This window comes from Ciceribacter lividus (assembly GCF_003337715.1).
In the GTDB taxonomy this organism is placed as follows: domain Bacteria; phylum Pseudomonadota; class Alphaproteobacteria; order Rhizobiales; family Rhizobiaceae; genus Allorhizobium; species Allorhizobium lividum.
The window spans coordinates 176665-201050 of record NZ_QPIX01000002.1 but is presented as its reverse complement, the minus strand read 5'-3'; the positions used below and the strand labels follow the sequence as shown (position 1 = coordinate 201050).

Annotated in this window: 23 protein-coding genes and 1 pseudogene; 13 read left to right on the top strand and 11 right to left on the bottom strand. The window is 64.8% G+C overall.

Annotated elements, in window-relative coordinates:
- The first annotated feature begins 71 nt into the window (after positions 1–71).
- The 5 genes from DFR48_RS04885 (at position 72) to DFR48_RS04865 (ending at position 6060) form a co-directional block, all read left to right on the top strand.
- Positions 72–1307 (top strand): MFS transporter, encoded by a 1236-nt coding sequence (locus DFR48_RS04885; protein WP_114362041.1) that lies wholly within the window; start codon positions 72–74, stop codon positions 1305–1307.
- Positions 1308–1411: 104 nt separating this feature from the next.
- Positions 1412–2824 carry a multicopper oxidase family protein gene (locus DFR48_RS04880; protein ID WP_114362039.1) on the top strand — a complete coding sequence of 471 codons (1413 nt, stop codon included), beginning with the start codon at positions 1412–1414 and terminating at the stop codon, positions 2822–2824.
- Between the two features lie 35 nt (positions 2825–2859).
- Positions 2860–3744 carry an MBL fold metallo-hydrolase gene (locus DFR48_RS04875; RefSeq protein ID WP_114362037.1) on the top strand — a complete coding sequence of 295 codons (885 nt, stop codon included), beginning with the start codon at positions 2860–2862 and terminating at the stop codon, positions 3742–3744.
- Between the two features lie 135 nt (positions 3745–3879).
- Positions 3880–5025, top strand: coding sequence for a ribonuclease D (rnd, locus tag DFR48_RS04870; protein ID WP_114362036.1), 1146 nt, complete (start codon positions 3880–3882; stop codon positions 5023–5025).
- A gap of 24 nt (positions 5026–5049) precedes the next feature.
- The gene (locus DFR48_RS04865; protein WP_114362035.1) at positions 5050–6060 is read left to right on the top strand and encodes a small ribosomal subunit Rsm22 family protein; all 1011 of its coding nucleotides are present in this window, start codon (positions 5050–5052) and stop codon (positions 6058–6060) included.
- An 86-nt stretch (positions 6061–6146) separates the two neighbouring features.
- On the opposite strand, the gene DFR48_RS04860 is transcribed toward DFR48_RS04865, so the two are convergent.
- The 8 genes from DFR48_RS04860 to queC form a co-directional block, all read right to left on the bottom strand.
- On the bottom strand, positions 6147–6416 hold the full coding sequence (locus DFR48_RS04860; protein WP_114362033.1) for a hypothetical protein: 270 nt from the start codon (positions 6414–6416) through the stop codon (positions 6147–6149).
- A gap of 175 nt (positions 6417–6591) precedes the next feature.
- The gene (gene ppx, locus DFR48_RS04855) at positions 6592–8112 is read right to left on the bottom strand and encodes an exopolyphosphatase (RefSeq protein WP_114362031.1); all 1521 of its coding nucleotides are present in this window, start codon (positions 8110–8112) and stop codon (positions 6592–6594) included.
- 10 nt (positions 8113–8122) lie between these two features.
- Positions 8123–10294 (bottom strand): RNA degradosome polyphosphate kinase, encoded by a 2172-nt coding sequence (locus DFR48_RS04850; protein WP_114362311.1) that lies wholly within the window; start codon positions 10292–10294, stop codon positions 8123–8125.
- An 87-nt stretch (positions 10295–10381) separates the two neighbouring features.
- On the bottom strand, positions 10382–11095 hold the full coding sequence (hdaA, locus tag DFR48_RS04845) for a DnaA regulatory inactivator HdaA (RefSeq protein WP_114362030.1): 714 nt from the start codon (positions 11093–11095) through the stop codon (positions 10382–10384).
- A complete protein-coding gene (locus DFR48_RS04840; protein ID WP_114362028.1) occupies positions 11096–12220 on the bottom strand; it encodes an AI-2E family transporter in 1125 nt (374 codons plus the stop codon).
- A 136-nt stretch (positions 12221–12356) separates the two neighbouring features.
- Positions 12357–13091, bottom strand: a complete 735-nt coding sequence (gene queE, locus DFR48_RS04835; protein WP_114362027.1) for a 7-carboxy-7-deazaguanine synthase QueE — start codon at positions 13089–13091, stop codon at positions 12357–12359.
- The gene (queD, locus tag DFR48_RS04830) at positions 13088–13444 is read right to left on the bottom strand and encodes a 6-carboxytetrahydropterin synthase QueD (protein ID WP_114362025.1); all 357 of its coding nucleotides are present in this window, start codon (positions 13442–13444) and stop codon (positions 13088–13090) included. The genes queE and queD overlap by 4 nt, the downstream gene beginning before the upstream one ends.
- Positions 13444–14154 (bottom strand): 7-cyano-7-deazaguanine synthase QueC, encoded by a 711-nt coding sequence (gene queC / locus DFR48_RS04825; RefSeq protein WP_114362023.1) that lies wholly within the window; start codon positions 14152–14154, stop codon positions 13444–13446. Before queC ends, queD begins: the two co-directional genes overlap by 1 nt.
- 220 nt (positions 14155–14374) lie before the next feature.
- Here queC and purM point away from each other — a divergent pair, with 220 nt between their 5' ends.
- The 4 genes and pseudogenes from purM to purN (DFR48_RS04805) form a co-directional block, all read left to right on the top strand.
- A complete protein-coding gene (gene purM, locus DFR48_RS04820) occupies positions 14375–15448 on the top strand; it encodes a phosphoribosylformylglycinamidine cyclo-ligase (RefSeq protein ID WP_114362022.1) in 1074 nt (357 codons plus the stop codon).
- Positions 15445–16101, top strand: a complete 657-nt coding sequence (purN, locus tag DFR48_RS04815) for a phosphoribosylglycinamide formyltransferase (protein ID WP_114362020.1) — start codon at positions 15445–15447, stop codon at positions 16099–16101. Before purM ends, purN (DFR48_RS04815) begins: the two co-directional genes overlap by 4 nt.
- A gap of 94 nt (positions 16102–16195) precedes the next feature.
- Positions 16196–17125, top strand: a complete 930-nt coding sequence (locus DFR48_RS04810) for an omptin family outer membrane protease (protein WP_114362019.1) — start codon at positions 16196–16198, stop codon at positions 17123–17125.
- 6 nt (positions 17126–17131) lie between these two features.
- Positions 17132–17485: pseudogene (gene purN / locus DFR48_RS04805) on the top strand (phosphoribosylglycinamide formyltransferase); the annotation flags it as partial.
- A gap of 20 nt (positions 17486–17505) precedes the next feature.
- Here the strand turns inward: purN (DFR48_RS04805) and DFR48_RS04800 are convergent.
- Complete coding sequence (locus DFR48_RS04800) at positions 17506–18306, bottom strand: SDR family NAD(P)-dependent oxidoreductase (protein WP_114362017.1); 801 nt, start codon at positions 18304–18306, stop codon at positions 17506–17508.
- 238 nt (positions 18307–18544) lie between these two features.
- Between DFR48_RS04800 and DFR48_RS04795 the strand changes: the two genes are divergently transcribed.
- Positions 18545–19495, top strand: a complete 951-nt coding sequence (locus DFR48_RS04795) for an omptin family outer membrane protease (RefSeq protein WP_114362016.1) — start codon at positions 18545–18547, stop codon at positions 19493–19495.
- Between the two features lie 45 nt (positions 19496–19540).
- On the opposite strand, the gene DFR48_RS04790 is transcribed toward DFR48_RS04795, so the two are convergent.
- Positions 19541–20164: an NUDIX domain-containing protein gene (locus DFR48_RS04790; RefSeq protein ID WP_114362015.1), complete on the bottom strand. Its 624-nt coding sequence runs from the start codon at positions 20162–20164 to the stop codon at positions 19541–19543.
- Positions 20161–22281, bottom strand: a complete 2121-nt coding sequence (locus DFR48_RS04785; RefSeq protein WP_114362014.1) for a molybdopterin-containing oxidoreductase family protein — start codon at positions 22279–22281, stop codon at positions 20161–20163. The genes DFR48_RS04790 and DFR48_RS04785 overlap by 4 nt, the downstream gene beginning before the upstream one ends.
- Before the next feature lie 76 nt (positions 22282–22357).
- On the opposite strand from DFR48_RS04785, the gene DFR48_RS04780 reads away from it, so the two are divergent.
- The 3 genes from DFR48_RS04780 (at position 22358) to DFR48_RS04770 (ending at position 24370) form a co-directional block, all read left to right on the top strand.
- A complete protein-coding gene (locus tag DFR48_RS04780; RefSeq protein ID WP_114362013.1) occupies positions 22358–23209 on the top strand; it encodes a 23S rRNA (adenine(2030)-N(6))-methyltransferase RlmJ in 852 nt (283 codons plus the stop codon).
- Between the two features lie 80 nt (positions 23210–23289).
- The gene (locus DFR48_RS04775; protein WP_114362012.1) at positions 23290–23694 is read left to right on the top strand and encodes a hypothetical protein; all 405 of its coding nucleotides are present in this window, start codon (positions 23290–23292) and stop codon (positions 23692–23694) included.
- A 4-nt stretch (positions 23695–23698) separates the two neighbouring features.
- A complete protein-coding gene (locus tag DFR48_RS04770; RefSeq protein WP_114362011.1) occupies positions 23699–24370 on the top strand; it encodes a ribonuclease T2 family protein in 672 nt (223 codons plus the stop codon).
- Positions 24371–24386: the final 16 nt, after the last annotated feature.

Genomic DNA, 24386 nt, shown 5'->3' with positions numbered 1-24386 from the left:
GGCTGGTCTAGATATGGCATCCTGTCTCGGCAGCGACTCAAAGACGGCAACGCCAATCCGCTCAGGCCCTCATGAACGATATCCGTCCCCTCATTCCCCTGCTGATTACAGCCGGCATCCTCATCGGGGGTAACGGCCTGCAGGGCACGTTCATCTCGCTCAGGGCGCTCCAGGAGGGGTTTTCCACCTCCACCATCGGGGTGATCGGCACCGGCTACAATATCGGCTTCGCGATCGGCTGCATTTACGTCACCCGCATCATCCGTTCGATCGGCCATATCCGCACCTTTTCGGCGCTCGCGGCGATCGCATCCGCCGCCTCGATTTCGATGCTGCTCGCGATCAACCCGGCGTCGTGGTTCGCGATGCGGCTTCTGCAGGGCCTCTGCTTCGCCGGCCTCTTCGCCGTGGTCGAAAGCTGGCTCAACGCCCGCGTCACCAATGCCACCCGCGCCCGCACGCTCTCCGTCTACCGTTTCGTCGACCTCGGCTCCGTGACGCTCGCGCAATACCTGATCCCTGCCGTCGGCATCAGCGGATTCGAACTCTTCGCGATCGTCTCGATGGCACTCACCCTTTCGCTCGTGCCGATCTCGTTTGCCGACCGATCGAGCCCCGAACCACCGGAGGCGGTGCGCTTCGATCTGAAACTGCTCTGGAAGGTCTCGCCGCTGGCGACCGTCGGCTGCGTCGTCGTCGGGCTCACCAATTCGACCTTCCGTTCGCTCGGCCCGGTCTATGCCGACGGCATCGGCTTTTCCGTAACCTCGATCGCCACCTTCATGAGCCTCGGCATCTTCGCGGGCGTCGTGCTGCAGTATCCGCTCGGGCATTATTCCGACAAGCTCGACCGCCGGCGAATCATCCTGGTTGCCACCTTCGGCGCCTTCGCGTCCGGGCTCTTCATCACCTTCGTCGCAGGCTCGAACGAACTGCTGAATTACGTCGGCATCTTCATCTTCGGCGCCTTCGCGATGCCGCTCTATTCGCTCTGCTCGGCGCATGCCAACGACCACGCGGCACCCGGTCAGCATGCGCTCGTTTCGGCCGGCACGCTGTTCTTCTGGTCGGCCGGCGCCGTGGTCGGGCCTCTTTTCGCCTCGTTCATGCTCGATCACTTCGGGCCGCAGGCGCTCTTCATCTACACGACCGTCGTGCTCGGCGTCTTCATGGTCTACACGCTGCTCAGGATGACCGTCCGCGAAGGGGTGCCGGCCACCCCGCGGCGGCCGCGCTTCCGCAACCTCCTGCGCACCTCGACCTTCTTCAGCAAGCTTGCGGCACCACCTTCCGAAAAACAGGACTAGCGCCGATCACCCCGAGCCTGCGGCAGTTTGGCGGCCGAAGCCGTATTGATGAATTTCGCTCTCAACTTTAAAAGGGAGACATCTTCATCCGTCTGGTATCCCGAATGCTCCCGCTGACCCGCCGCAATCTCCTCAAGGCCGCCGCTGTCGGCGGCGCCTACGCCTCGGGTGTCGCGCTTGCACCCGGCATCACCCGCGCACTCGCCGGTGCGACGACCGACCCGCTGCTGCTCGAAGCCTACGAGCTGACGGCGATGATCGACGGCAAGGCCCCGAGCAAGGGCGTGATGAGCTACCGAACGTCCGCTTCGCCGGCGGATGTAGCGCCGCCGGTTCTCAGGGCGCGGCGCGGCGAGCCGTTCTCCGTGCGGTTCGAAAACCTGCTCCAGGAGCCTACGACCGTGCACTGGCATGGACTGCGGATCGCAAACGCCATGGACGGCGTTCCTTTCCTCACCCAGCCTTACGTCTATCCCGGCGACGGCTTCGATTACACTTTCACGCCGCCCGATGCCGGCACCTTCTGGTACCACCCCCACTGCAATACGCTGACGCAGATCGGCCGAGGGCTCGCCGGCATGTTCGTCGTCGAGGACCCGAACGACCCCGTATTCGACGGTGAGATCGCGCTCAACCTGCGCGACTGGCGGCTCGGCGGCAATTCGCAGTTCATCGCGCAATTCAAGGCACGCGACGCCGCCAAGGCCGGCACCTTCGGCACGGTCCGCACCGCCAACTGGCAGGTGGAGCCGAGTTACGATGCACCGGCCGGCGGGCTCATCCGGCTGCGTCTCCTCGCCTCCGACGTCACGCGCATCTTCAACCTGAGGCTTGCCGGTGCGGAGGCGGTGATCGTCGCCATCGACGGTCAGCCGGTGCCTTCGATCATGCCGCTCGACATGGCGGTCGTCTCGCCCGGCCAGCGCCTCGATCTCGTCCTGCGCATGCCCGATGACGAAGGCGCGACGGTCGTAATCGAGGACGTCCGGCCATCGACGCCGAAAACAGTCGCGCGGCTCAGGGCCGTCGGCGCATCGCTCAAGAGGAGCCTCGGCGACGTGCCGCCGCTTGCCGCCAATCCGCAAGCCGAGCCCGATCTTTCCACGGCGACCGAGGTGCCGCTGATCCTCAGCGCCACCGCCGAACAGGCGGCGAAGGATTCCATCTGCGGCTCCCTCGGCTATTCGTTCTGGGCGATCAACAAGGTGCCCTATCCCGGCGACAGTGCCGATCCGATGGCGCCGCTTGCGGAAATGAAGCGCGGCAGGACCTATGTCTTCAATCTCGAAAACGTCACGCCGCACGCGCATCCGATCCACCTGCACGGGATGAACTTCAAGGTGATCTCCTCGTCGACGCGAAAGGTCCTGCCGCTCGTCTCCGACACCTATCTCGTGCTTCCCGACGAGAAGGTGCAGCTCGCCGTCGTCGCCGACAATCCGGGCGACTGGGTGCTTCACTGCCACATCATCGAGCACCAGAAGACGGGTATGACGAGTTTCGTGCGGGTGGTATAGCGGGGCTTCCTGCCCTTCCCGACCGGAGCCGTTCCATGCCGTCGCTCACCGACACCCTTCGCATCCACGAACCCTATCCCGGCCTCTTCGCCTATTACGACGGACGGATCGAAGGCGTGCGGCTCTGGTCGGAGGAGCGCAACTGGATCGATGACGGAGCATATTCGCTCGGTATCGCCAGCTTTGCGATCGTCTCCGGACGGGAGGCCGTCGTCTACGACACCCACGTCTCGCTCGACCATGCCCGCGCGATCCGCGCGCATCTCGTAGGCCTCGGCGTCGAGACGATCCGCGTCGTGCTCAGCCACTGGCACACCGACCACATCGCCGGCAATGCGGTCTTTGCCGATTGCGAGATCATCGCCAACCGGCTGACCCACGAGGCGATGGTGGCAAACCGCGAGGCGCTTGCGGCAGAAACGCCGCCGATCGCGCCGCTCGTCCTTCCGACGCACCTTTTCGAGGAAGAGCTCACGCTCGACCTTGCAGGGCTCGAACTGCGGCTGATGCGCTTCGACATCCACAGCGCCGACGGCACCGTGATCCTCATTCCCGCTCTCGGTGTGCTGCTTGCCGGCGATACGCTGGAGGACACCATCACCTACGTCTCGGAACCCGAGCACACGCGCACCCACATTGCCGAACTCGACCGGCTGGCGGCCCTGCCCTTCCGCCGCATTCTGCCGAACCACGGCGCCGAGGCGGTGATCGCCGCCGGCGGCTACGAGGCGAGCCTGATTTCCGCGACCAAGGCCTATCTCGAACGCCTGCTTTCCCGACTCGACGACCCGGCAATCGATACCGAACCGCTCTCCGCCTTCGTCGCGCCGGAGATCGAAAGGGGCTGGATCGGTTATTTTGCCCCATACGAAGAGGTGCACCGCGAGAACATCGCGGCCCTGCGCAAGGTGGCGCGCTGACCCTCTTCTGTCGTTTTGCCGCGTCACTTCGCCCGGAAATGACGCCATGGTGGCCGGAACCGGCTGTTCATATTGACATCGCAGGGCGAACGCGGAAGGAAGGTGGATCACAAATTCCATCAAGACCGAGACGACATGATCGAAACGACCGCTGCCCTCGAGGAAGCCTGCAAACAGCTCGCCAAGTCCGACTTCATCACCATCGACACCGAATTCCTGCGTGAATCCACGTTCTGGCCGGAACTCTGTCTGATCCAGATGGCGAGCCCGGACCTCGAAGTGATCGTCGATCCGCTCGCCAAGGGCATAGATCTCGCCCCCTTCTTCGCGCTGATGGCGGACACTTCGGTCGTGAAAGTGTTCCATGCCGCCCGCCAGGACATCGAGATCATCTTCCACCTCGGCAATCTCATTCCGCATCCGATCTTCGACACGCAAGTTGCGGCGATGGTTTGCGGCTTCGGGGATTCGGTCTCCTACGACCAGCTCGTGCAGAAGGTGAAGAACGTCCACATCGACAAGACTTCGCGCTTCACCGACTGGAGCCGGCGGCCGCTTTCCGACAAGCAGCTCGAATATGCGCTCGCCGACGTCACCCACCTGCGCGACGTCTACCTGAAGCTCAAGGACGAACTCGAGCGCGAGGGACGTGCCGGCTGGCTCACCGAGGAGATGAACATCCTCGAATCGCGGGAGACCTACGACCTGCACCCGGACGATGCCTGGCAGCGGCTGAAGATGCGCCTCCGGAAGCCGCAGGAGCTCGCCGTCATCAAGTATGTCGCCGCCTGGCGCGAGCGCGAGGCCCGCAACCGCAACGTCCCCCGCTCCCGCGTGCTGAAGGACGACGCGATCTACGAGATCGCCCAGCAGCAGCCGAAGGATGCCGAGGCGCTCGGCCGGCTACGCACCATCCCGAAGGGCTGGGAACGCTCGAACGCCGGTGCGGCCATCGTCGAGGCAGTGAAGGAGGCGCTCGCCCTTCCGAAGGCCGACATGCCGCATGTGCATCGCCACGCTCATGCGCCCGACGGGGCGGCCGCCTCCGTCGAGCTTCTCAAGGTGCTCTTGCGTCTCACCTCGGAAAAGCACGGCGTCGCCACCAAGGTCATAGCCAACACCGAAGATCTGGAAAAGATTGCCGCCGAGGGCGACAAGGCCGATGTCGGCGCCATGCACGGCTGGCGCCGCGAGCTCTTCGGCGACGTGGCGCTGAAGCTGATCGCCGGCAAGGTCGCATTGCGCTTCGTCGACAAACGGGTCGAGGCCGAGGAAATCTGAGGCGGAGCTGGCGCTGACGACATCATGGAACTGCCCGCCGCCCTGCGCCGCGCCGTCGACGACGCCCTCCAAGGCGAACCGCTCGACCGCCTGACCCGCGCCAGCCAGACCCTTTCCGACCGCTATCGCCGCGAAGTCCGCGACGGGCGTTTCCATATCGACGGGACGCTCGCGGCCAAGGCCTATCTCGCCACGCGGCTGCCGGCGACGTTTGCCGCCGTCCGCGCCGCGCTCGACATGGTGGCCGAGGCCTCGCCCACCTTCGCACCGCAAACGCTGCTCGATGTCGGTGCCGGCCCCGGCACCGCGCTTTGGGCCGCCGCCGACTGCTGGCCGGAGCTCCGTCAGGCGACGATCGTCGAGGCGAGTGCAGCGATCCGCACTGTCGGCGAGGCGCTCGCAAGATCCTCGACCGTCGCCTCGACATGGCTTGCCGGCGATGTCACGGGCGCGCTTCCCGTCACGGCTCCGGCGGACCTCGTGACGCTTGCCTATGTGCTCGACGAGATCGCCGAAGGCGCCATTGCGGACGTCACGGGCAAGCTCTGGGCGCTCACCGGCCAGACGCTCGTCATCGTCGAGCCCGGCACGCCCGCCGGCTGGCGCCGTATCCAGATCGTCCGCGACACGCTGATCAAGGCCGGTGCTCATCTGGTTGCACCCTGCCCGCACGCCGCCCCTTGTGCGATCGCCGGCACCGACTGGTGCCACTTTTCGCGGCGTGTGGCGCGCTCCCGCCTTCACCGGCTGGCCAAGCAGGCGGACGTGCCCTGGGAAGACGAGAAGTACATCTTCATTGCCGCCTCGCGGACGCCGGCCGAGTCGCCCCCGGCGCGGATCCTCGCGCCGCCGCGCGTCGCAAGCGGCCTCGTGCGTCTGAAGCTCTGCCGTTCGGACGGCGGCATCGGGGAACTCGTCGTCAGCCGGCGCGACGGCGACCTCTTCCGCGAGGCGCGGCGGGCCGACTGGGGCGACGGCTTCCATCTCCCGCAAGACGAGGACAGTGTGGAAGACGACGGCCACGACGGCGCGTGAACCGATGCATGAAAGCCACCGCCGGAATCAAAAGAGCCGGCGCTTGACCTGCACCGGCTCCTGCGAATGCTGACGATCCGCCCGGTTCAGAGTTTCAGGACGAAGGTCGATCCGCTCTCCAGCGACTTGAGCGCGCCGTTCGGATCGTAGAGAGCGGCACCCGATGCGCCCGGCGCCGCCGACGGACCGCTCGTCGTGTACTCCACAGTCCAGTCCACCTGGGTTTTCGAGCTTTCGGTCGGCGACATTGTCTGCCAGGCGACGCTGGACTGATCGCCCGTCTTCGGAGTTCTCTGATAGATCGTGATGCCGGACGAGCCGGCGTTATTGTTGAAATTGATGCTGTAGGTCGACACGATAACTACCTCTCTGTGTTCGATGACGGCAGACTACGCCGCAAGACGCGAGACACAACGACCGAAAATGGGCGCACTTTCGAGGAAAGAGACAGGGTTGCGGCAAGGATAACGGACCGTCTAGAAGCCCAGCAACCCTTAACCTTCGGCTACGGGCCGAAAATGTCTCGCCCTGTTACTCGAAACGGAAGGCGAGCCGCTTGCCGGTCAGCCGGGCGAGTTGCTGCAGGCGTCCTTCGAGCCGTTCGCCGGCAAAGCCGCGATACTGCGGCGGCACGACGAATTCGAGGTCGAGGTCCGGCTTCGACGACCGCGCGAAGGTGAGATTGTCGACCACGCCCGGCATTGAGGCGGAGAAGAGATAGACGACCCGCAGCAGACCGCCGACGAGCTTTGCCCGCTGCAGCAACCGTTCGGTCGCAATCGCCGCGAGCGGGCCGGTCTGACCGTCGTCGTTGAGCCCTTCGAAGCGGTAGTAATTGGTGAGCGCGATGAAGGCGCGTCCCGGATGGGTGATCCCGATGAAGGACGAATGGGCGATGATGTTCAGCGCCTGAAGCCCGCGGTAATCCGGATGCGCACGCCAGCTGATGTCGGCGAGCAGGCAGGCGGCCTGCCGGTAGCGGCCTTCCTCCACCGTCTCGTCGATGTCGAAGAAGGGCATCATGCGACCGGTCCAGTCGGCGAGCTCACGCGCGTGTTCCGGCGAACGGGCTCTCAGGATCGCCAGTTCGTCGGCGGCGGCGAGCAGCGGATCGGCGGCGCGGTCCTCCTCCGAAAGCAGCGCATAGAGATAGCCTTCGCGCACCCCTTGCGCCGAGAAGGAGACCTTCGCCGGCTTCATCGCGTCGAGTACCTCGCGCATGGCGATCGCGCCGTAGGGCAGAAGGGCGCGGCGGCTCTTGGAAATCGCCTGCCAGGCCGGATCGCGGTTGTCGCCGCTGGCGATGATCTCGTCGAGGAAACGGACGATCTCGTCACAGGGCAGTTCGTAGCCCTGCATCATGTGGAGCGGATAGTTGCGCTTCTCCATGTGAAGCTTGGCGACGTTTCGCCAGGTCCCGCCGACAGCGTAGAAAGTGCGCCCCTCGCCCTTCTCCAGCATGGTGGTTTCCCGGATCAGCCGCCGGGCGATGGTGCGGGCCTTGACGATCGAGCCCTCGGCCGTCTCCGACAAGCGAAGGCCGCCGAGCGGCAGCGTGATACCCTTGCCGAGATCGCGGCCTCGAATGTCGATGAGCTCGAGCGATCCGCCGCCGAGGTCACCGGCGATGCCGTCCGGATCGTGGAAGCCACTGACGACGCCGAGCGCCGAATAGAGCGCCTCCTGCTCGCCGCTCAGAACCTCGATGCCGTGCCCGAGGATCGCTTCGGCCTCGCGGATGAAATCCGGGCCGTTGGCAGCCTCCCGCGCGGCCGCGGTCGCCAGTACGTAGATGGAGGTTGCCTGCGCCTGCTCGGAGAGCGCACGGAAACGCCGCAGTGCCGCGAGCGCACGGCGCACGCCCTCCTCGTCCATGCGCCCCGTCGAGGCGAGCCCCTTGCCGAGGCCGCAGAGAACCTTTTCATTGAACAGGATGGCAGGCGACCTGGAAAGACCTTCATAGACGACGAGGCGGATCGAGTTCGAACCGATGTCGATGACGGAGACAGGGGCGATACCGGGTAAACGTCCCTGCGCTTCTGATCGTGTCATGAAGTACCAGTTATTTCTTTCGGCCGGATATCAGGCCGGCGATCAGCTTCGGCGCGCTCGATTTCAACGCTTCGCCCCGGCCGGAGAGGCTGGGATTGGTCATGAAATACTGTTGCGCATTGAACGGTTCTTCTCCCGGGCGCACTTCCATGCGGCGGGAGGTACCGTCGGGCAGTATCTCGTAGCTCTGCTGGTTGTCAATCAGATTGCCCAGCATAATCTGTGAAAGAACCTGCTCGTGAACCGTCGGATTTATCAGGGGAACCAGCGTTTCGACGCGCCGGTCGAGGTTGCGCGGCATCATGTCCGCGGACCCTATGTAGACGAGCGCCTTTTCCGACGGCAGACCGTAGCCGTTGCCGAAGCAGAAGATGCGGCTGTGCTCCAGGAAGCGGCTGACGATAGACTTCACCCGGATATTGTCGGAAAGCCCCGGCACCTGCGGACGCAGGCAGCAGATGCCGCGCACCACGAGGTCGACATCCACGCCCGCCTGGCTTGCGCGGTAAAGCGCGTCGATGATCTCCGGATCGACGAGCGAGTTCATCTTCATCCAGATCGCCGCCGGACGGCCGGCCCGGGCGTGTTCGATCTCTTCGGCGATATGCTTGAGGATACGCGGACGAAGCGTATAGGGCGATACCGCCAGCTTCATGCTTTCCTCCGGCTCGCCATAGCCGGTGATGAAGTTGAAGACGTTCGCCATGTCGTGGGCGATCTTCGGATTGCAGGTAAAGAAGGAGAGATCCGTATAGATCTTCGCCGTGACCGGATGGTAGTTGCCGGTGCCGAGGTGGCAGTAGGTCCTGAGCTTGCCCTCCTCGCGACGAACGACCATCGACATCTTGGCGTGCGTCTTCAGTTCGATGAAGCCGAAGACCACCTGCACGCCGGCGCGTTCGAGGTCGCGCGCCCAGCGGATGTTCGCCTCTTCGTCGAAGCGCGCCTTGAGCTCGACCAGTGCCGTCACCGACTTGCCGGCATCGGCCGCATCGATGAGGGCGCGGACGATCGGACTGTCGTTTGAGGTCCGATAGAGCGTCTGCTTGATCGCCAGCACGTCCGGATCGCGCGCCGCCTGCAGCAGGAACTGCACGACGACATCGAAGGACTCGTAAGGATGATGGACCACCATGTCCTTCTCGCGGATCGCCGCAAGGCAATCGCCGGCATGTTCACGGACCCGCTCGGGGAAACGGGCATTGTAGGGTTCGAAGCGCAGGTCGTCGCGCGGCGCCTTGGCGATCTCGGAAAGCGTGTTGAGCGCCAGCAGGCCGGGCAGGATCGCCACCCGGTTCTCCGGCACGCCGAGTTCGTGGACGACGAACTGGCGGAGCGCCGCGGGCATTTCCGAATCCGTCTCGATGCGGATCACCGAACCGCGGCGGCGGCGCTTCAGCGCGGTCTCGAAGTAGCGCACGAGATCTTCGGCTTCTTCCTCGACTTCGATATCGCTGTCGCGGATAATCCTGAACGTGCCGAAGCCCATGACCTCGTAGCCGGGATAGAGCCGGTCGATGAACATGCCGACGACATCTTCCAGCGTGATGTAACGGAGCGTGTTGCTGTCGTCCGGCAGCCGAATGAAGCGGTCGAGCGTGGTCGGCAGGCGCAGGAGCGCCGTCATCGGCTCGCGGCCCTGCTTGCGTTCGAGCTGCAGCCCCATCGAGAAGCCGAGGTTCGGGATGAAGGGGAACGGGTGCGCCGGGTCGATCGAAAGCGGCGTCAGCACCGGAAAGATCGATTCTTCGAATTCCGTCTCCAGCCAGAGGCGATCCTCGTCGGAGAGTGCGGCCGGACGGACGATGAGGATGTCCTCCTTCGCGAGATACTGCTGCAGGACGGCGAGCGAGGCCTGCTGCTCCATCTGCAGATTGTCGATCTCCTTCAGGATCTCCTCGAGCTGTTCGAGCGGCGTCTTGCCGTCGGGGCTCCTGATGGTGATGCCCTGGCGCACCTGCCCTTCGAGGCCGGCGACGCGCACCATGAAGAACTCGTCGAGATTGGTCGCGGAGATCGACAGGAAGCGGACCCGCTCGAGCAGCGGATGGGCCGTGTTCAGCGTCTCTTCGAGGACGCGGCGATTGAATTGCAGCCAGGAGAATTCGCGGTTTATGAAACGCGAAGGACTGGTCATCAGATCTTCCGTTTCGGCGCCCGCATTGGCCCCGACCGTTTCCATCCCGGTTGCAACGTGATCCATGATTCCGTCCTTGATGTTCGCGCTCTGGCGCCCACTATAACAGCTTCAAGACGTCACTGTGACAATTCAATCGTGATGGTCGTCGCCGTGGAGTTCGTCGAGGACCTCCGCGACCAGCGCCCGCGAAATCTTCGCCCGACGCGCCAGAGCCAGCCGGTCGATGCGGTCGACGACGTCCTGGGCGGCGGCGAAGGAACGCTCCATCCGTTGCACGATGTAGCCGACGATGCGGTCATCGATCACGAGCTGCCGGTCGGCGAAGAGCTTGACGATGAGCTGCGCAAGGAGCTCCTCCTCCGGCTCGCCGATCTCGACCATGGTGGCGGCCTTCAGCCGCGAGCGCAGGTCGGGCAGCGCGACGGCCCAGGACAGAGGCCACGTGCGGGACGTCATCAGCAGGCTGGTGCCGTTCTCGCGCACGCTGTTGATCACGTGGAAAAGCTCGACCTCGTCGAAGCCTCGCCGCTCGGCATCCTCGAAGAGGACCGGACCCGCGGCGGCGGCAAGGGCAGCCTCCGCGCCGGCGACCGGATGGATATCGACAGCGCCGCTCTGCTCGCGCCAGATCTCGGCGAGATGCGACTTCCCCGAGCCGGCAGGGCCTGCGAGGATCACCACCGGCGACGGCCAGTGCGGCCAGGAATCGATGATGGCGACGGCCGCTTCCAGACGGCCTGAGACCAGCAGGTCGTCGCGGCCGGTCGCAGCGGCATGGCCGAACACCAGCGGAAGCTGCTCCGCCACTTTCAGCTTCGCCTCAAACTTCTTGTTTTCACTCATTTACTTCTCTGAAGCACCGGGCTCCTGCTCGCCACCGCGGCCGGGCGCCTGTCCATAATACAGATCGCTCTCAAGATACCGCCCCAGGGCAAAGCGGACAAGGACGCCGATCGCCGCCGCCGCAGGCACGGCGACGAGCACGCCGACGAAACCAAAGAGCGCGCCGAAGGCGAAGAGGGCGAACATCAGCCACACCGGATGCAGCCCGACGCTCTGGCCGACGAGTTTCGGCTGCAGGATGTTGCCTTCTAGGAACTGGCCGGAGAAGAAGAAGATCACCACGATGACGACGTGGACGTAATCGGGCCAGAACTGCACGAGCGCGACGCCGGCGGCGAGCACCAGGCCGACGGTCGAGCCGACATAGGGAATGAAGCTGATCATGCCGGTGAAGAAGCCGATCAGCAGCCCGAAATTGAGGCCGATCAGCGAAAGGCCGACGGCATAATAGATACCGAGGATGAGGCAGAGCGATCCCTGCCCGCGCACGAAGCCGGCGATCGTCTTGTCCATTTCGGTGGCGATCTCGCGGACCGCACCGACCTGGTTGCGTGGCACCCAGCTGTCTACCTTCGCCACCATCCGGTCCCAGTCGAGCAGGAGATAGAAGGCGACGACAGGGGTCACGACCAGGAGTGCGGCAATGTCGACGAGCGCCTTGCCGGAATTCCAGATCTGCGCCACCAGCGTGGCGACGAAGCCGGCGCCCTCGGTCAGCAGCTTGGAGAAATTCTCCTTGATCGTCACCATCTGGCCGTCGAGCCATCCCGGCAGCCAGCGGGCGTTGGAGGTCGCGATGAAGTTCTGCAACTCGCTGACATAGCCTGGAACGTGCTGGATGAAATCATTGAGCTGGGTGGCGAGCACCGGAATGATGATCATCAGCGCCAGCACGAAGACGAAGATGAAGGTGACCAGAATGAGCGTCGTCGCCATGAACCGGTTGAGGCCGAGCCGCTCCAGCCGGTCAGCGACGGGGTCGAGGAAATAGGCGAGCGCCATGCCCACAATGAACGGCAGGAGAATGGTGCGGAACAGGAACAGGAACAGGATGAAACCGGCAAGCGTCGCGAGCCCGAAGAATGCCTGCCGCTTCAGGGTAACGCCGGAAATGTGCTGGGTCATGCTCGAAGCTCCGCTGCGATCGTCGGGATAGGAAGTAGAATGGCTGGGGCTCAAGGGTCAAGGGCCGCCTGAAGCCATCCTTGGTCACTTCCGCCGCCGCAGTGCGGCCGTCCCATCCGCGCCGACGAGGAGGTGTTCAGACGCCCCGCCGGTTGCCCCAGAGCATGACGTGGAGTTGCGGCAGCACATGGGCGGAAAACCAGCGCTCGCCTGCAACCGCGTCGACCAGCCAGCGCATCCGCTCCGTCAGCCCGTCGATATCGACGTTCCCTTCGCCGTCTGCCGGCGGCGGCGTGTGATTGCCCGGCTGCAGATAGACCGGGAGCGCCGGAAATCGTGCCGCGACATTGCGTGCAAAGGCGAAGTCTTCCGCGTCGAAGACGACGAATTTCAGGACGGTCTGTGGCCCCTCTCCCGCCGCTCCCACGCAATCGGCGAGAGCAGTCAGATCGCACACCATGCCGCTCGACGGCGGCTTGGGGCTGAGCACCAGCGTGTCGAGCTGCGAGAACCACGGCCTTGCAAGCGACCCTTGCGTTTCGAGCGCGAAGCGATAGCCCTCGCCGTGGCCAAGGTCAATCAGGTCACCGAGCGGCTGGATCGCCGGATTGCCGCCCGACAGCGAGACCGTGAGCGGCTTGCCGCCGGAGAGCCGCGTGACATCGCTCCAGATTTCCTCCGTCGACATCGGCTTCCAGTCGTGCCGAAACCGGCTCTCGACTGCGTGCAGGCTGTCGCACCAGCTGCAACGGTAGTCGCAGCCGCCGGTACGAACGAAGACGGTCGGCAGGCCGATCAACACCCCCTCACCCTGGATCGTCGGCCCGAAGATCTCGCTCACCAGCACGGTCGAGGAAGATGCCTCCGTCATGGCCGGTATTCCGCCCAGGTCTTCGGCGTCTCGCTTACCCTGACCGCCGAGGTTTCCGGCAGCCGCACCTTGCACCAGTCGTAGAAATGCCGGGCGAGGCACTCGGCCGTCACCTTGTCGTGGCCGAGCACGTCGTTCAGGTGGCGGTGGTCGAAGACCTCGTCAATGTAGCGCTTCAGCGGCGCCAGCTCGTGATAGTCGCGCACGAAGCCGTGTTCGTCGAGTTCGGCGGCCGAAAGCTCCACCTCGACGACATAGTTGTGGCCATGCAGACGCGCGCATTGATGATCCGCCGGCAGGCCCTTCAGCTGGTGCGAGGCGGAGAAATGGAACTCCTTGGTGATGCGGTACATCAGCGGACCTCTTCCGCCCTGAAGGTGCCGGTCGCCGCCACCCAGAAATCAGGGTCCTCGTAGTCGGTCGGATCGCTGACGCCGGCGAGATGGAAGGCCTCGCGCCGCTCGACGCAGGTGCCGCAGCGGCCGCAATGGCGCTCGCCGCCCTTGTAGCAGGACCAGGTCCGCTCGAAGGGCGTGCCGTGGCGTGCACCGTCGGCGACGATGTCCGCCTTCGAGGCGTTGACGTAAGGCGCGTAGAGCCGCACCGCGGCATAGCCGTCGAGGGCCGCGTCCTGCATCACCTGGAAGGCGTCGATGAAGCCCGGACGACAATCGGGGTAGATGAAGTGGTCGCCGCCGTGCACCGCCACGGCGACCGCATCCGCGTTGCGAGCCGCAGCGACGCCGAAGGCGATCGCCAGCATGATGGCGTTGCGGTTCGGCACGACGGTCACCTTCATCGTGTCCTCGGCATAGTGGCCGTCCGGCACGTCGATGGAGTCAGTCAGCGCCGAGCCGCTCAGATGCCGGCCGACGGCGGAAATGTCGATGATCTCGTGCGGCACGCCGAGCCCGGCGGCGCATTCGGCCGCATGGTCGAGCTCCTTCCGGTGACGCTGTCCATAGTCGAAGGAGATGAGGGCCAGAAGTTCGTGTTCCGCCGCGATCCTGTGGGCGAGCGAAACGGAGTCCAGTCCGCCGGAGCAGACCACGATGGTTTTCATTATGTTCGTCCTTGTTTTGACCGGGTAGGCTGCGACCGGTATGCGTTACGGCGCGCTCCTTACCTCATGGCCGGCAGTTTGTGAACGAAAATCTTCCCCCGCCGCCGCGCAGACGCCGGCATACCTGCTTTTTCACCGGGATTTGCCGGTATTTCCCTTGAATCCCCGGCCCGGTCATGCCATTGCGCGGGAGAACGACGACACCCGATTGGAGAGCCCCATGTCCGAGAACGGCAAGAACGGCCTGACCTATAGCGACGCCGGTGTGGACATCGATGCCGGCAACCTGCTGGTCGAGAAGATCAAGCCCGCCGTCCGGTCCACCCGCCGCCCCGGCGCAGACGGCGAGATCGGGGGCTTCGGCGGCCTCTTCGATCTGAAAGCCGCAGGCTTCAAGGACCCGGTCCTCGTCGCCGCCAATGACGGCGTCGGCACCAAGCTCAAGATCGCCATCGACGCCGGCATCCACGACACCGTCGGCATCGACCTCGTCGCGATGTGCGTCAACGACCTCGTCGTACAAGGCGCCGAGCCGCTGTTCTTCCTCGACTATTTCGCGACCGGCAAGCTCGATCCCGACCAGGGTGCGGCGATCGTCGGCGGCATTGCCGACGGCTGCCGGGAAGCCGGCTGCGCGCTGATCGGCGGCGAAACCGCCGAAATGCCCGGCATGTATGCCGGCGGCGACTACGACCTCGCGGGCTTCGCGGTCGGTGCGGCCGAACGCGGCCAGCTCCTGCCTGCCGGCGACATCGCCGAAGGCGACGTGATCCTCGGCCTCTCCTCCTCCGGCGTCCATTCCAACGGCTTCTCGCTGGTGCGCAAGATCGTCGAACTTTCCGGCCTCTCCTGGGACGCACCGGCACCGTTTACCGAAGGCGTAAGCCTCGGCCGGGCGCTGCTTGCGCCGACCCGCATCTACGTGAAGCCGCTCCTGAAGGCGATCCGCGAAACGGGCGCACTCAAGGCGCTCGCCCACATCACCGGCGGCGGCTTCCCGGAAAATATTCCGCGCGTGCTGCCGAAGCACCTTGCCGCGGAAATCGACCTCGGCGCCTTCCGCGTGCCCTCCGTCTTCTCGTGGCTTTCGAAGGCCGGCGGCGTCGCCCAGAACGAGATGCTGCGAACCTTCAACTGCGGCATCGGTATGATCGTGGTCGTCGCCGAGACGGACGCCGCCCGCGTTGCCGAAGTCCTCGCCGGCGAAGGCGAGACGGTCGTCACCCTCGGCCGCATGGTCGCCCGTGCCGACGGCGCTCCCGGCACCGTCTACAAGGGCACGCTCGCCTTATGACCGCCCCGCGCAAACGCGTCGTCGTCTTCATCTCCGGCGGCGGCTCCAACATGATGGCGCTGTTGGCGGCAACGGAAGCCGCCGACTTTCCCGCCGAAATCGTCGGCGTGATCTCCGACAAGGCCTCCGCCGGCGGCCTCGCCAAGGCGGAAGCGAAGGGCATTCCGACCTTCGTTTTCGAACGCAAGTTCTATGCCGGGAAGGCGGAACACGAGGCGGCGGTCCTCGCGAAGCTCGGCGAGATCGCGCCGGACCTGATCTGCCTCGCCGGATACATGCGCCTTCTGTCGGCCGATTTCATCCGATCCTACGAGGGGCGCATCCTCAACATCCACCCTTCCCTGCTGCCGCTCTTTCCGGGGCTGCACACCCATCAGCGGGCAATTGATGCCGGCATGAAGGTCGCGGGGTGCACGGTGCATTTCGTCACCGAAGGCATGGACGAAGGCCCGGTCATTGCCCAGTCGGTCGTGCCGGTCCTGATCGACGACACGCCGGAGACACTGGCTGCACGGGTGCTCACCGTCGAGCACCAGACCTACGCCGCGGCCCTCAAGCTCGTTGCCTCTGGAAAGGTTTCGATGCGCGGCGACGGCAGCGTCGAGCGGCTCTCTTCCGAGACCGATCCGGCAGGCCGCTTGATCAGCGCCTGAGCCAGCATCCCGCCGCCGTAGATCAGCTTCAATAGCGATCTCTTAACCATAGCCGTGCAACCGTTGCGATTATTGCAATTGATACGGTTCGGTTATGTCCAAGTCTTCATTTCTGTCGGCATTGCTCCTCGCCAGCACAAGCCTTTCGGCACCAACTGCCCTGGCCCAGGACGCCACCGCGGGTTCCGTCCGCTACTATGCCGGCATCGGGATGGCGAACCTCAAGGCCGGCGAATATGTCTATGATGGCGATCGCAAACTCAGCCAGCTCGACTGGGAGAGCAAGGGCGTCATCACCGGCACGATCGGCGGCGAGGTCGATATCGGCTATGCCTGGAAGCTGAAGGGCAGGCTCGATGTCGGTCTCGGCGGCGACGGCTTCATGGAAGACCGCGATTGGCTCGATGCCTCCTACTCCGGCTGGACGCACCAGTCGCTGCATCCGGACACCGAACTCGATCGCTATGTGAATGTCTTGCTCGAAGCCGAGAAGACGCTGGTCGATACCGGAGCGACGCGTCTCGGGGTCGGCGGCGGCATCGGCTATACCGACGTCAAATGGACGGCGCGCGGCGGCAGCTACATCTACACGGACGTCACGCTGCACGACACGGTGGGTAATTTTGCCGACGGCGTGAAAGGTATCAGCTACGAGCAGCGCATTCCAACGGTCTTCCTCAGCGCTAATGCCGAACAGCGGATCGGCGCATTGACCTTGTCCGGCGTTTTGCGCGGCGGTGCGGCGATCAGCTACAAGGGCATCGACGACCACTGGCTGAGAAATCTGCGCTTCACCGACTCGCTGGACCCCGCGCCGATGGTCGGAGCGACGGTGACCGCCGATTACCAGATCCTGCAATCGGCTTCCGTCTATCTCGGCGGCGACTTCCAGAAAATCTTCAAGACGCGCGGCGATACGCATGTCCGCAACACCGTCACGGGTGCCAGCGGCAGCTTCGAGGACGGTGCGGCGGCCGACTTCCAGTCGATCACCATCTCGGCCGGCGTCAAGGGAACCTTCTAGACGGTTTTGCGACGCCTCACCGGGCGCATCCTCAACATTCACCCTTCCCTGCTGCCGCTTTTTCCGGGGCTGCACACCCATCAGCGGGCGATCGACGCCGGTATGCGCGTCAGCGGCTGCACCGTGCACTACGTCACCGCGGGCATGGACGAAGGGCCGGTGATCGCCCAGTCCGTCGTGCCGATCCTTCCCGACGATACGGAGGACAGCCTGGCGGCGCGCGTGCTCACCGTCGAGCACCGGACCTATCCTCTTGCGCTGAAACTCGTCGCCGAGGGCAAGGTGCACATGCGCACCGACGGCACGGTCGAACGGGCCGGCTTCTTCGGCGATCCGTCCGCGACGCTCGTTTCCGCCTGACGCCAAGGCACGCCGAAGCGCTACCCCTTCTTCTTGCGTGATCCCATGAAGACCTCCGCCGCCTTCGCCTGCAGGCTGCGCGGGGCAAGTCGCGTCGAAAACGCCATGATGCGGTTGGCAAGGCCAGTGACGACCGCCGGCCTGCCGGCATAGAGCGCCCGAAGCCCCTCGTCCACCACGGGTTCCGGCTGCATGAGGTCGGCACGGGCGCCCCATTTCAGAATATGGCCAGCGCGCGCCCAGAAGTCCGTTTCCGTCGGTCCCGGACAAAGCACGGTGACGACGACCTTGCGCCGGCGCAGTTCCTCGTGCAGCGCATGCGCAAACGAGAGCACATAGGCCTTACTGGCGGCATAGACCGCATAACCGGGAATCGGCTGGAAGGCGGCGGTGCTTGCGACCAGCAGAACATGGCCGCCGCCACGCTCGGCCATGTCTGCGGCAAAGGCGTGGGTGAGTTCGGTGAGTGCGCCGACGTTGACCGCCACCATGCCGCCGACTGCCTCGGCCGGCTGGGCGTGGAAGCGTCCGTGGAGCCCGAAGCCGGCATTGTTGATCAGTGTCTCGATCACGATGCCGCGCGCGTCGACGGCGCGCTTGAGAGCCTGCACTGCACCGATGGCAGTGAGATCGGCCGGCTCGACCGCAATCTCGACGCCGTGACCGGAACGAAGCGCTTCGGCGAGTTCCTCGAGGTGGGCCGCATGCCTTGCCGACACCACGAGATTATAGCCGCGCCGGGCGAGCGCCTCGCAGAAGGCGCGGCCGAGCCCGCCCGTCGCTCCCGTCACAAGAGCCCATTTCGGCGCGCCGTCCGCCATAACCGTTTCCTTCCGATCGAGGGAGATGCCGCAAGATAGCGGCCACGGCGGGAGCGTCAACAGCAACTGTCACGACACACCACAGCGGGCCGTTGCGTCCCGTCTGCCACCGAAAAGTAGGTTTAGGTCCAGTTTTGGACGGCAACAAACCCAGATATGGCCCCTGCAAGCCGTTGATGATAAAGGCCTTCCTCTCGTATTAAGAATGCACGAAATGTTCAGCCGTGGGGGTCTTTCAATGCATTACCGGAACTTCAAATCGGCAGCGGCCTGCTGCCTCCTGCTCACCGCACCGACTGCGGCGCTCGCAGAGGACACGTTGTTCTCCTCATCCGACGGCAGCTTCGTGATCTTCGGCGGCGTCGGGCTCGCCAACGTCAAGGCCGACGAATTCGTCTACAACAACGGCAAGAAGCTCAGCGAGCTCAACTGGGAAAGCAAGGGCATCACGCTCTTCACCCTCGGAGCCGACGCCCAGCTCGACAAGAACTGGAGCATCCGCGGCGATTTCAACGTCGGCACCGGCGGCGACGGCCATATGGTCGACTACGACTGGATGAGCGCGACCCACAGTGACTGGAGCGACCGCTCCATCCACCCCGATACGCGGCTCGACCATTACTTCAGCGGCTCGCTGGAAGTCGACCGCGCCGTCTACGGCGACGACAGCACCAATCTCGCCGTCGGTCTCGGTTTCCGTTACACGGACGTCAAGTGGACCGCATACGGCGGCTCCTACATCTATTCGAGCGGCGACCCGCTCTTCCGCGACCTGACCGGCACCTTCACGCCCGGTGAAAAGGGCATCAGCTACCAGCAGCAGATCCCGGTCGGCTTCCTCAGCGTCAACGGCGAGCACAAGGTCGGCAAGTTCACGATCAGCGGCGGCCTGGAAGGCGGCCTGAGCTTCGGCATCGAGGACATCGACGATCACTGGCAGCGTGACCTGCGCTTCTATGACAGCATGAAGGTGGCCCCGATGCTCGGCGCCAAGGTCTCCGTCGACTACGCGCTGACCGAGAGCGCCTCTCTCTACGTCTCCGGCGCCTACCAGCAGGTATTCCACGCCTATGGCGACATGAAGTACTACGACACGACGACGGACACCCTCGTGGGTTCGGAAAAGGACGCCGCCGGCGCAACCTTCCAGTCGATGTCGATTTCCTTCGGCCTCAAGGGCACGTTCTGACGGGTCTCGGGGGCGGTGCGAAAGGCTCCGCCCCTGTTCTTTCTGCTAGCCCTCCTGAGCCTGCAACGCCGCTGCCCCGACCAGACTTTCCCGGTTCAGCGCCGCCCATTGCAGCAGCATGATCGTCTTGGCGTCGCAGATCGCGCCCGTCCCGATCATTTCGAGCGCCTCGTCAAGCGCAACCTCCGAGAGTTCCAGATCCTCGTGCTCGTGGTCGACGCCGCCACCTGTCGCAACCTTGTCGGCCGCGGTGACCATTGCGGCATAGAAATAGATCTTTTCCGTCAGCGATCCGGGCGAGCTGTACGCGGTGAACAGAAAGCGTGGCCTGTCGATCCGGTAACCGGTTTCCTCGAGCACTTCGCGGCAGACGGCCGCTTCAGGCTCCTCGTCGTCGACGGCGCCGGCCGGAACCTCCAGCAGGAAGGCCGGATCACCCATCAGGTGGACGGGAATGCGGAACTGCCGCACGAGCACGACCGTCTCGCGCGTCGGATCGAACAGCAAAATCGCCACGGCGCGGCCGCGGTCGAAGACCTCCCAGACGAGTTCGGTCTCACGGCCATCGTCACGGCGATAGTCGAAGGTGACGCGCCGCAGATGGCTCCAGCCCTTCCAGAGCGTCTCATCCTTGCGGATGGTGATCCCGGTGCGGTCGAACTTGCTCATGCGGCGTCCTTTGTGAGCCATACCTTGTTGTCGTGGAAGGCCGCGCCACCATGGGGGGCGACCACGTCGGCGCCCGTCAAGACGTTGATGCCCTCGCCGTCGACATGCGCCTTGTTCGGCCAGAGCCCCTCGGCCACCAGCACGCCCGGCTTCACGGCCTCCGTCACACGGGCGTGGATACGCACCTCGCCACGCCCGTTGCCGATGCGGACAAGATCGCCGGCCGCTATGCCGAGCCGGGCGGCGTCGGACGGATTGATCATCACCTCCGGCCTGCCCTCCTTCTCGATCGAGGTGCGGGTCTCGGAGAAGCTCGAATTCAGGAAATTGCGCGCCGGCGAGGTGGCAAGGCGGAAGGGATGCCCGGCATCCGCCACCTCGATGAGGTCCACCTGGTCCGGAAAGGCCGGCAGCCGCTCGACCGGCCCGAGAATGCCGACGGAAGCCGGCGGCCGGTTCGGTGCCGGAGCCCCTGCCCAGTCGGGGCGGAAGCGGAACTTGCCGTCGGGATAGCCGAAGCCGTTCAGGAAATGCGCGTCCTCGAAGGAGGGTTGGCAGTCCAGCCACTTCTCTTCGACCAGCACATCGAGGCCCGGCTTGCCACTCGCCTCCAGTATGTGGTCGATATGCTCGCGCTCCGTCAGGCCGAAGCCCGGACGGTCGGCGACGCCGAGACGTTTGGCGAGTTCCTCGATCACGAAGAGATTGGTGCGCACCGTCGCCGGCGGCTCGACGAGCTTCGGCCCGAGCAGGATATGGCTCTGCCCGCCGGCACGGTAGATGTCGTCGTGCTCGACGAACATGGTGGCCGGCAGCACGATGTCGGCAAGCTCGGCCGTCTCGGTCATGAACTGCTCGTGGACTGCAACGAACAGGTCATCGCGCAGGAAGCCGCGCTTCACGAGGCGCTGTTCCGGCGCGACATTGGCCGGATTGGTGTTCTGGATCAGGAGCGCCGTCACCGGTCCGCGGTGGCGCAGCGCCTCCGCGTCGCCGGTCAGCACCCGGCCGATCTGCGACTGGTCGAGGACGCGGACATCGGGATCGAGATAGGAGGCGCCCGTCAGTTCCGCCTTGTTCAGACGGAAGATGTCGCCGTTGTTGTGGAAGGCGCCGCCGCCCTCGTACTGCCAGCTGCCGAGCACCGTCGGAACGCTGAGCGCCGCGTGCATGGAGGCAACACCGTTGCGGCTGCGGGCAAAGCCGTAGCCCAGCCGGAAGAAGGTCTTCTTCGTCGTGCCGACGAGCCGCGCGAAGGCCTCGATCTCCTCGACCGACAGTCCCGTGATCGCTGCCGCCCATTCAGGCGTGCGGGTTTCGAGATGCGCCTCCAGCCCCGCCGGATCGTCGGTGAACTTATCCATGTAAGCGCGATCGGCATGACCGTCGCGGAAGGCGATGTGCATGACCGCGCAGGCAAGCGCCGCATCGGTTCCGGACCGAAGAACGAGGCCGAGATCCGCCTGCTTCATCGTCGGATTGTCGTAGACGTCGACGACGACGATCTTGGCGCCGCGCTCCTTGCGGGCGCGGGTCGCGTGCGTCATCACGTTGACCTGGGTGGCGACCGCATTGGTGCCCCATATGACGACGCAATCGGCCTTCGCCATCTCGCGCGGATCGACGCCGCGCAGCGCCCCGGTGCCCATCACATAGCCGGTCCACGCTATGTTGGTGCAGATCGTGCCCATGAAGCCGGAATAGCGCTTGGCATGGCGCAGGCGCTCGATCGAGTCGCGCTGCACCTGCCCCATCGTGCCGGCGTAGAAATAGGGCCAGACCGCCTCGCTGCCGTACGCCTGCTCGGCCTTGACGAAGGCGTCGGCGATCTCGTCGAGCGCCTCGTCCCAGGAAACCTCCTGCCAGGCGCCCTCGCCCTTGCCGCCCTTGCGCCGCTTCGGCGTCAGCAGCCGTTCCGGATGGTAGAGCCGCTCGGCGTAGCGGGCGACCTTGGCGCAGATGACGCCGGCGGTGTAATCGTTGTCGGCGGCCCCGCGGACGCGTCCGATGCGGCCGTTTTCGTCGATATCGACGTCGAGCGCGCAGGTGGATGGACAGTCGTGCGGACAGGCCGTATGACCGACGGAACGGGTTCGGATGGGGCTCGCTAAGTTCATGCCCGCATGTATATGGCAAGCGGCAGGCGCCTTAAAGGTCCATTCCAAGAATTCATAAGAACCATCGGAAACACAGATGAACTACCGCCACATCTACCACGCCGGCAATTTCGCCGATGTGCTGAAGCACGCCGTTCTGGCGCGTCTGATTGTCTATCTGCAGCAGAAGGACAAGGCCTTCCGCGTGCTCGATACGCATGCCGGTATCGGGCTCTATGACTTCTCCTCCGAGGAGGCGCAGAAGACCGGCGAGTGGCGCGACGGCATCGGCCGGCTGATGGAGGCCGATCTTCCGGAGGGCGTCGCGGCCCTGCTCGCACCCTATCTCGACGCCATCCGCACGCTCAATCCGCAAGGACCGATCACCCTCTACCCCGGCTCGCCGAAGCTCGCGCGAATGCTCTTCCGTCCTCAGGACCGGCTTTCGGCGATGGAGCTTCATCCGGACGACAACCGCGCGCTCGCCCGCCTCTTCGAGGGCGACTACCAGGTGCGGGTGACCGAACTCGACGGCTGGCTCGCGCTCGGGGCGCACCTGCCGCCGAAGGAAAAGCGCGGCATCGTGCTCGTCGATCCGCCCTTCGAGGAGGCGGGCGAATACGAACGGCTGGTCGACGGCCTCGCCAAGGCCTATCGCCGGTTCGCGACCGGCACCTACTGCCTCTGGTATCCGATCAAGAAGGGCGCGCCGGTCGCCGAATTCCACGAGGCGCTGAAAGCCCTCGAAATCCCGAAAATGCTCTGTGCCGAGCTTTCGGTGCGCAGCGACCGCGAGACGACGGGGCTCTCCGGCTCCGGCCTCGTCATCGTCAATCCGCCCTTCACGCTGAAGGACGAATTGCATCTGCTGCTGCCCGAACTGAAGCGCGTCCTCGCGCAGGATCGCTACGCCTCGCAACGTTGCTTCTGGCTGCGCGGAGAGAACTGAGGAAGCCGCTTCCTGCGGCGTCGATCGCCCTTGACCTCTTGCCGGTTTGACAACATTCTTGCCGCAAACGGGAGAGAGCCATGGGTGCGAAAATCCTCGTCAGCACATGCCTCGCGGTCGTCGCCACGGCGCTTACGGTAGCGGACAGCCGGGCCGCGACACCGCGTTGCGACGACGCGGCCGTCGTCGGGTCGGTCGAAAGCCGGTTCTCCCGCAACAACCGGCAATTCCTGAAGATCGATCTCTCGATCGCCGACTTCGGCATCATCCGCGAAACCGGCTTCCGGCCGACCGACGCGACACATCGCGTCGAACGGCGCTTCTGCCATGCGACGATCACCACCAGCGACGGCCTCGGCCGCAATCTCTGGTATCTGATCGAAAGCACATGGGGCTTTGCGGGTCTCGGTTCGTCCGTCGAGTTCTGCACCGACGGCCTCGACCCGTGGCACGTCTACGGCGCCCGCTGTGCGTCCCTGCGCTGAATCGATGCGAACGTCTGCTCGACTGAACGTGCTGCGCGCGGCCGCTCTCGCCGGTGCCACCGTCATCCTCCCGTATGGTGCGGGAGCGGACGAGCCTCCGAAGCCTTCCGGTTTCGACTTCTATGTGCTGGCGCTCTCCTGGTCGCCGACCTTCTGCGCAAGCGCCAAGGCCGCCGGCAACCGGGACCAGTGCGGCGACGGAAAACGCTATGGGCTCGTTGTGCACGGGCTCTGGCCGCAGAACGAACGCGGCTATCCGGAAAACTGCCCGACCAACCAGCCGCGGCGCGTGCCGGACAAGCTCGAACGCACGCTCTTCGACATCATGCCGAGCATGGGACTGATCGGCCACCAGTGGCGCAAGCATGGCACCTGTTCCGGACTCAGCCAGATGGACTATTTCGCACTCACCCGCGCGGCCTACGAACGCATCCGGATCCCCGACACGCTGAAAGCGGCGGAGAAGACGATGACCGTCGACGTCGATGCGATCGAGACGCAGTTCACGCGCGCTAATGCCGGCCTCTCTCGCCAGGCACTGGCGATCACCTGCGAACGCGGCAAGCTCTCGGAAATCCGCGTTTGCCTGACACCGGAGCTTGCCTTCCGCGATTGCCCGGCGATCGACGCACAGGCCTGCTCCCTCCCCTCCGTCACCGTGCCGCCGGCACGCTGAACAACCGAACTGGAAG

What these genes read in the sequence shown, in the direction of transcription:
- DFR48_RS04885 (WP_114362041.1), top strand. Translation starts at nt 72, where the DNA reads ATGAACGATATCCGTCCCCTCATTCCCCTGCTGATTACAGCCGGCATC.
- DFR48_RS04880 (WP_114362039.1), top strand. Translation starts at nt 1,412, where the DNA reads ATGCTCCCGCTGACCCGCCGCAATCTCCTCAAGGCCGCCGCTGTCGGC.
- DFR48_RS04875 (WP_114362037.1), top strand. Translation starts at nt 2,860, where the DNA reads ATGCCGTCGCTCACCGACACCCTTCGCATCCACGAACCCTATCCCGGC.
- rnd (WP_114362036.1), top strand. Translation starts at nt 3,880, where the DNA reads ATGATCGAAACGACCGCTGCCCTCGAGGAAGCCTGCAAACAGCTCGCC.
- DFR48_RS04865 (WP_114362035.1), top strand. Translation starts at nt 5,050, where the DNA reads ATGGAACTGCCCGCCGCCCTGCGCCGCGCCGTCGACGACGCCCTCCAA.
- ppx (WP_114362031.1), bottom strand. Translation starts at nt 8,112, where the DNA reads ATGACACGATCAGAAGCGCAGGGACGTTTACCCGGTATCGCCCCTGTC.
- DFR48_RS04850 (WP_114362311.1), bottom strand. Translation starts at nt 10,294, where the DNA reads ATGGAAACGGTCGGGGCCAATGCGGGCGCCGAAACGGAAGATCTGATG.
- hdaA (WP_114362030.1), bottom strand. Translation starts at nt 11,095, where the DNA reads ATGAGTGAAAACAAGAAGTTTGAGGCGAAGCTGAAAGTGGCGGAGCAG.
- DFR48_RS04840 (WP_114362028.1), bottom strand. Translation starts at nt 12,220, where the DNA reads ATGACCCAGCACATTTCCGGCGTTACCCTGAAGCGGCAGGCATTCTTC.
- queE (WP_114362027.1), bottom strand. Translation starts at nt 13,091, where the DNA reads ATGACGGAGGCATCTTCCTCGACCGTGCTGGTGAGCGAGATCTTCGGG.
- queD (WP_114362025.1), bottom strand. Translation starts at nt 13,444, where the DNA reads ATGTACCGCATCACCAAGGAGTTCCATTTCTCCGCCTCGCACCAGCTG.
- queC (WP_114362023.1), bottom strand. Translation starts at nt 14,154, where the DNA reads ATGAAAACCATCGTGGTCTGCTCCGGCGGACTGGACTCCGTTTCGCTC.
- purM (WP_114362022.1), top strand. Translation starts at nt 14,375, where the DNA reads ATGTCCGAGAACGGCAAGAACGGCCTGACCTATAGCGACGCCGGTGTG.
- purN (WP_114362020.1), top strand. Translation starts at nt 15,445, where the DNA reads ATGACCGCCCCGCGCAAACGCGTCGTCGTCTTCATCTCCGGCGGCGGC.
- DFR48_RS04810 (WP_114362019.1), top strand. Translation starts at nt 16,196, where the DNA reads ATGTCCAAGTCTTCATTTCTGTCGGCATTGCTCCTCGCCAGCACAAGC.
- DFR48_RS04800 (WP_114362017.1), bottom strand. Translation starts at nt 18,306, where the DNA reads ATGGCGGACGGCGCGCCGAAATGGGCTCTTGTGACGGGAGCGACGGGC.
- DFR48_RS04795 (WP_114362016.1), top strand. Translation starts at nt 18,545, where the DNA reads ATGCATTACCGGAACTTCAAATCGGCAGCGGCCTGCTGCCTCCTGCTC.
- DFR48_RS04790 (WP_114362015.1), bottom strand. Translation starts at nt 20,164, where the DNA reads ATGAGCAAGTTCGACCGCACCGGGATCACCATCCGCAAGGATGAGACG.
- DFR48_RS04785 (WP_114362014.1), bottom strand. Translation starts at nt 22,281, where the DNA reads ATGAACTTAGCGAGCCCCATCCGAACCCGTTCCGTCGGTCATACGGCC.
- DFR48_RS04780 (WP_114362013.1), top strand. Translation starts at nt 22,358, where the DNA reads ATGAACTACCGCCACATCTACCACGCCGGCAATTTCGCCGATGTGCTG.
- DFR48_RS04775 (WP_114362012.1), top strand. Translation starts at nt 23,290, where the DNA reads ATGGGTGCGAAAATCCTCGTCAGCACATGCCTCGCGGTCGTCGCCACG.
- DFR48_RS04770 (WP_114362011.1), top strand. Translation starts at nt 23,699, where the DNA reads ATGCGAACGTCTGCTCGACTGAACGTGCTGCGCGCGGCCGCTCTCGCC.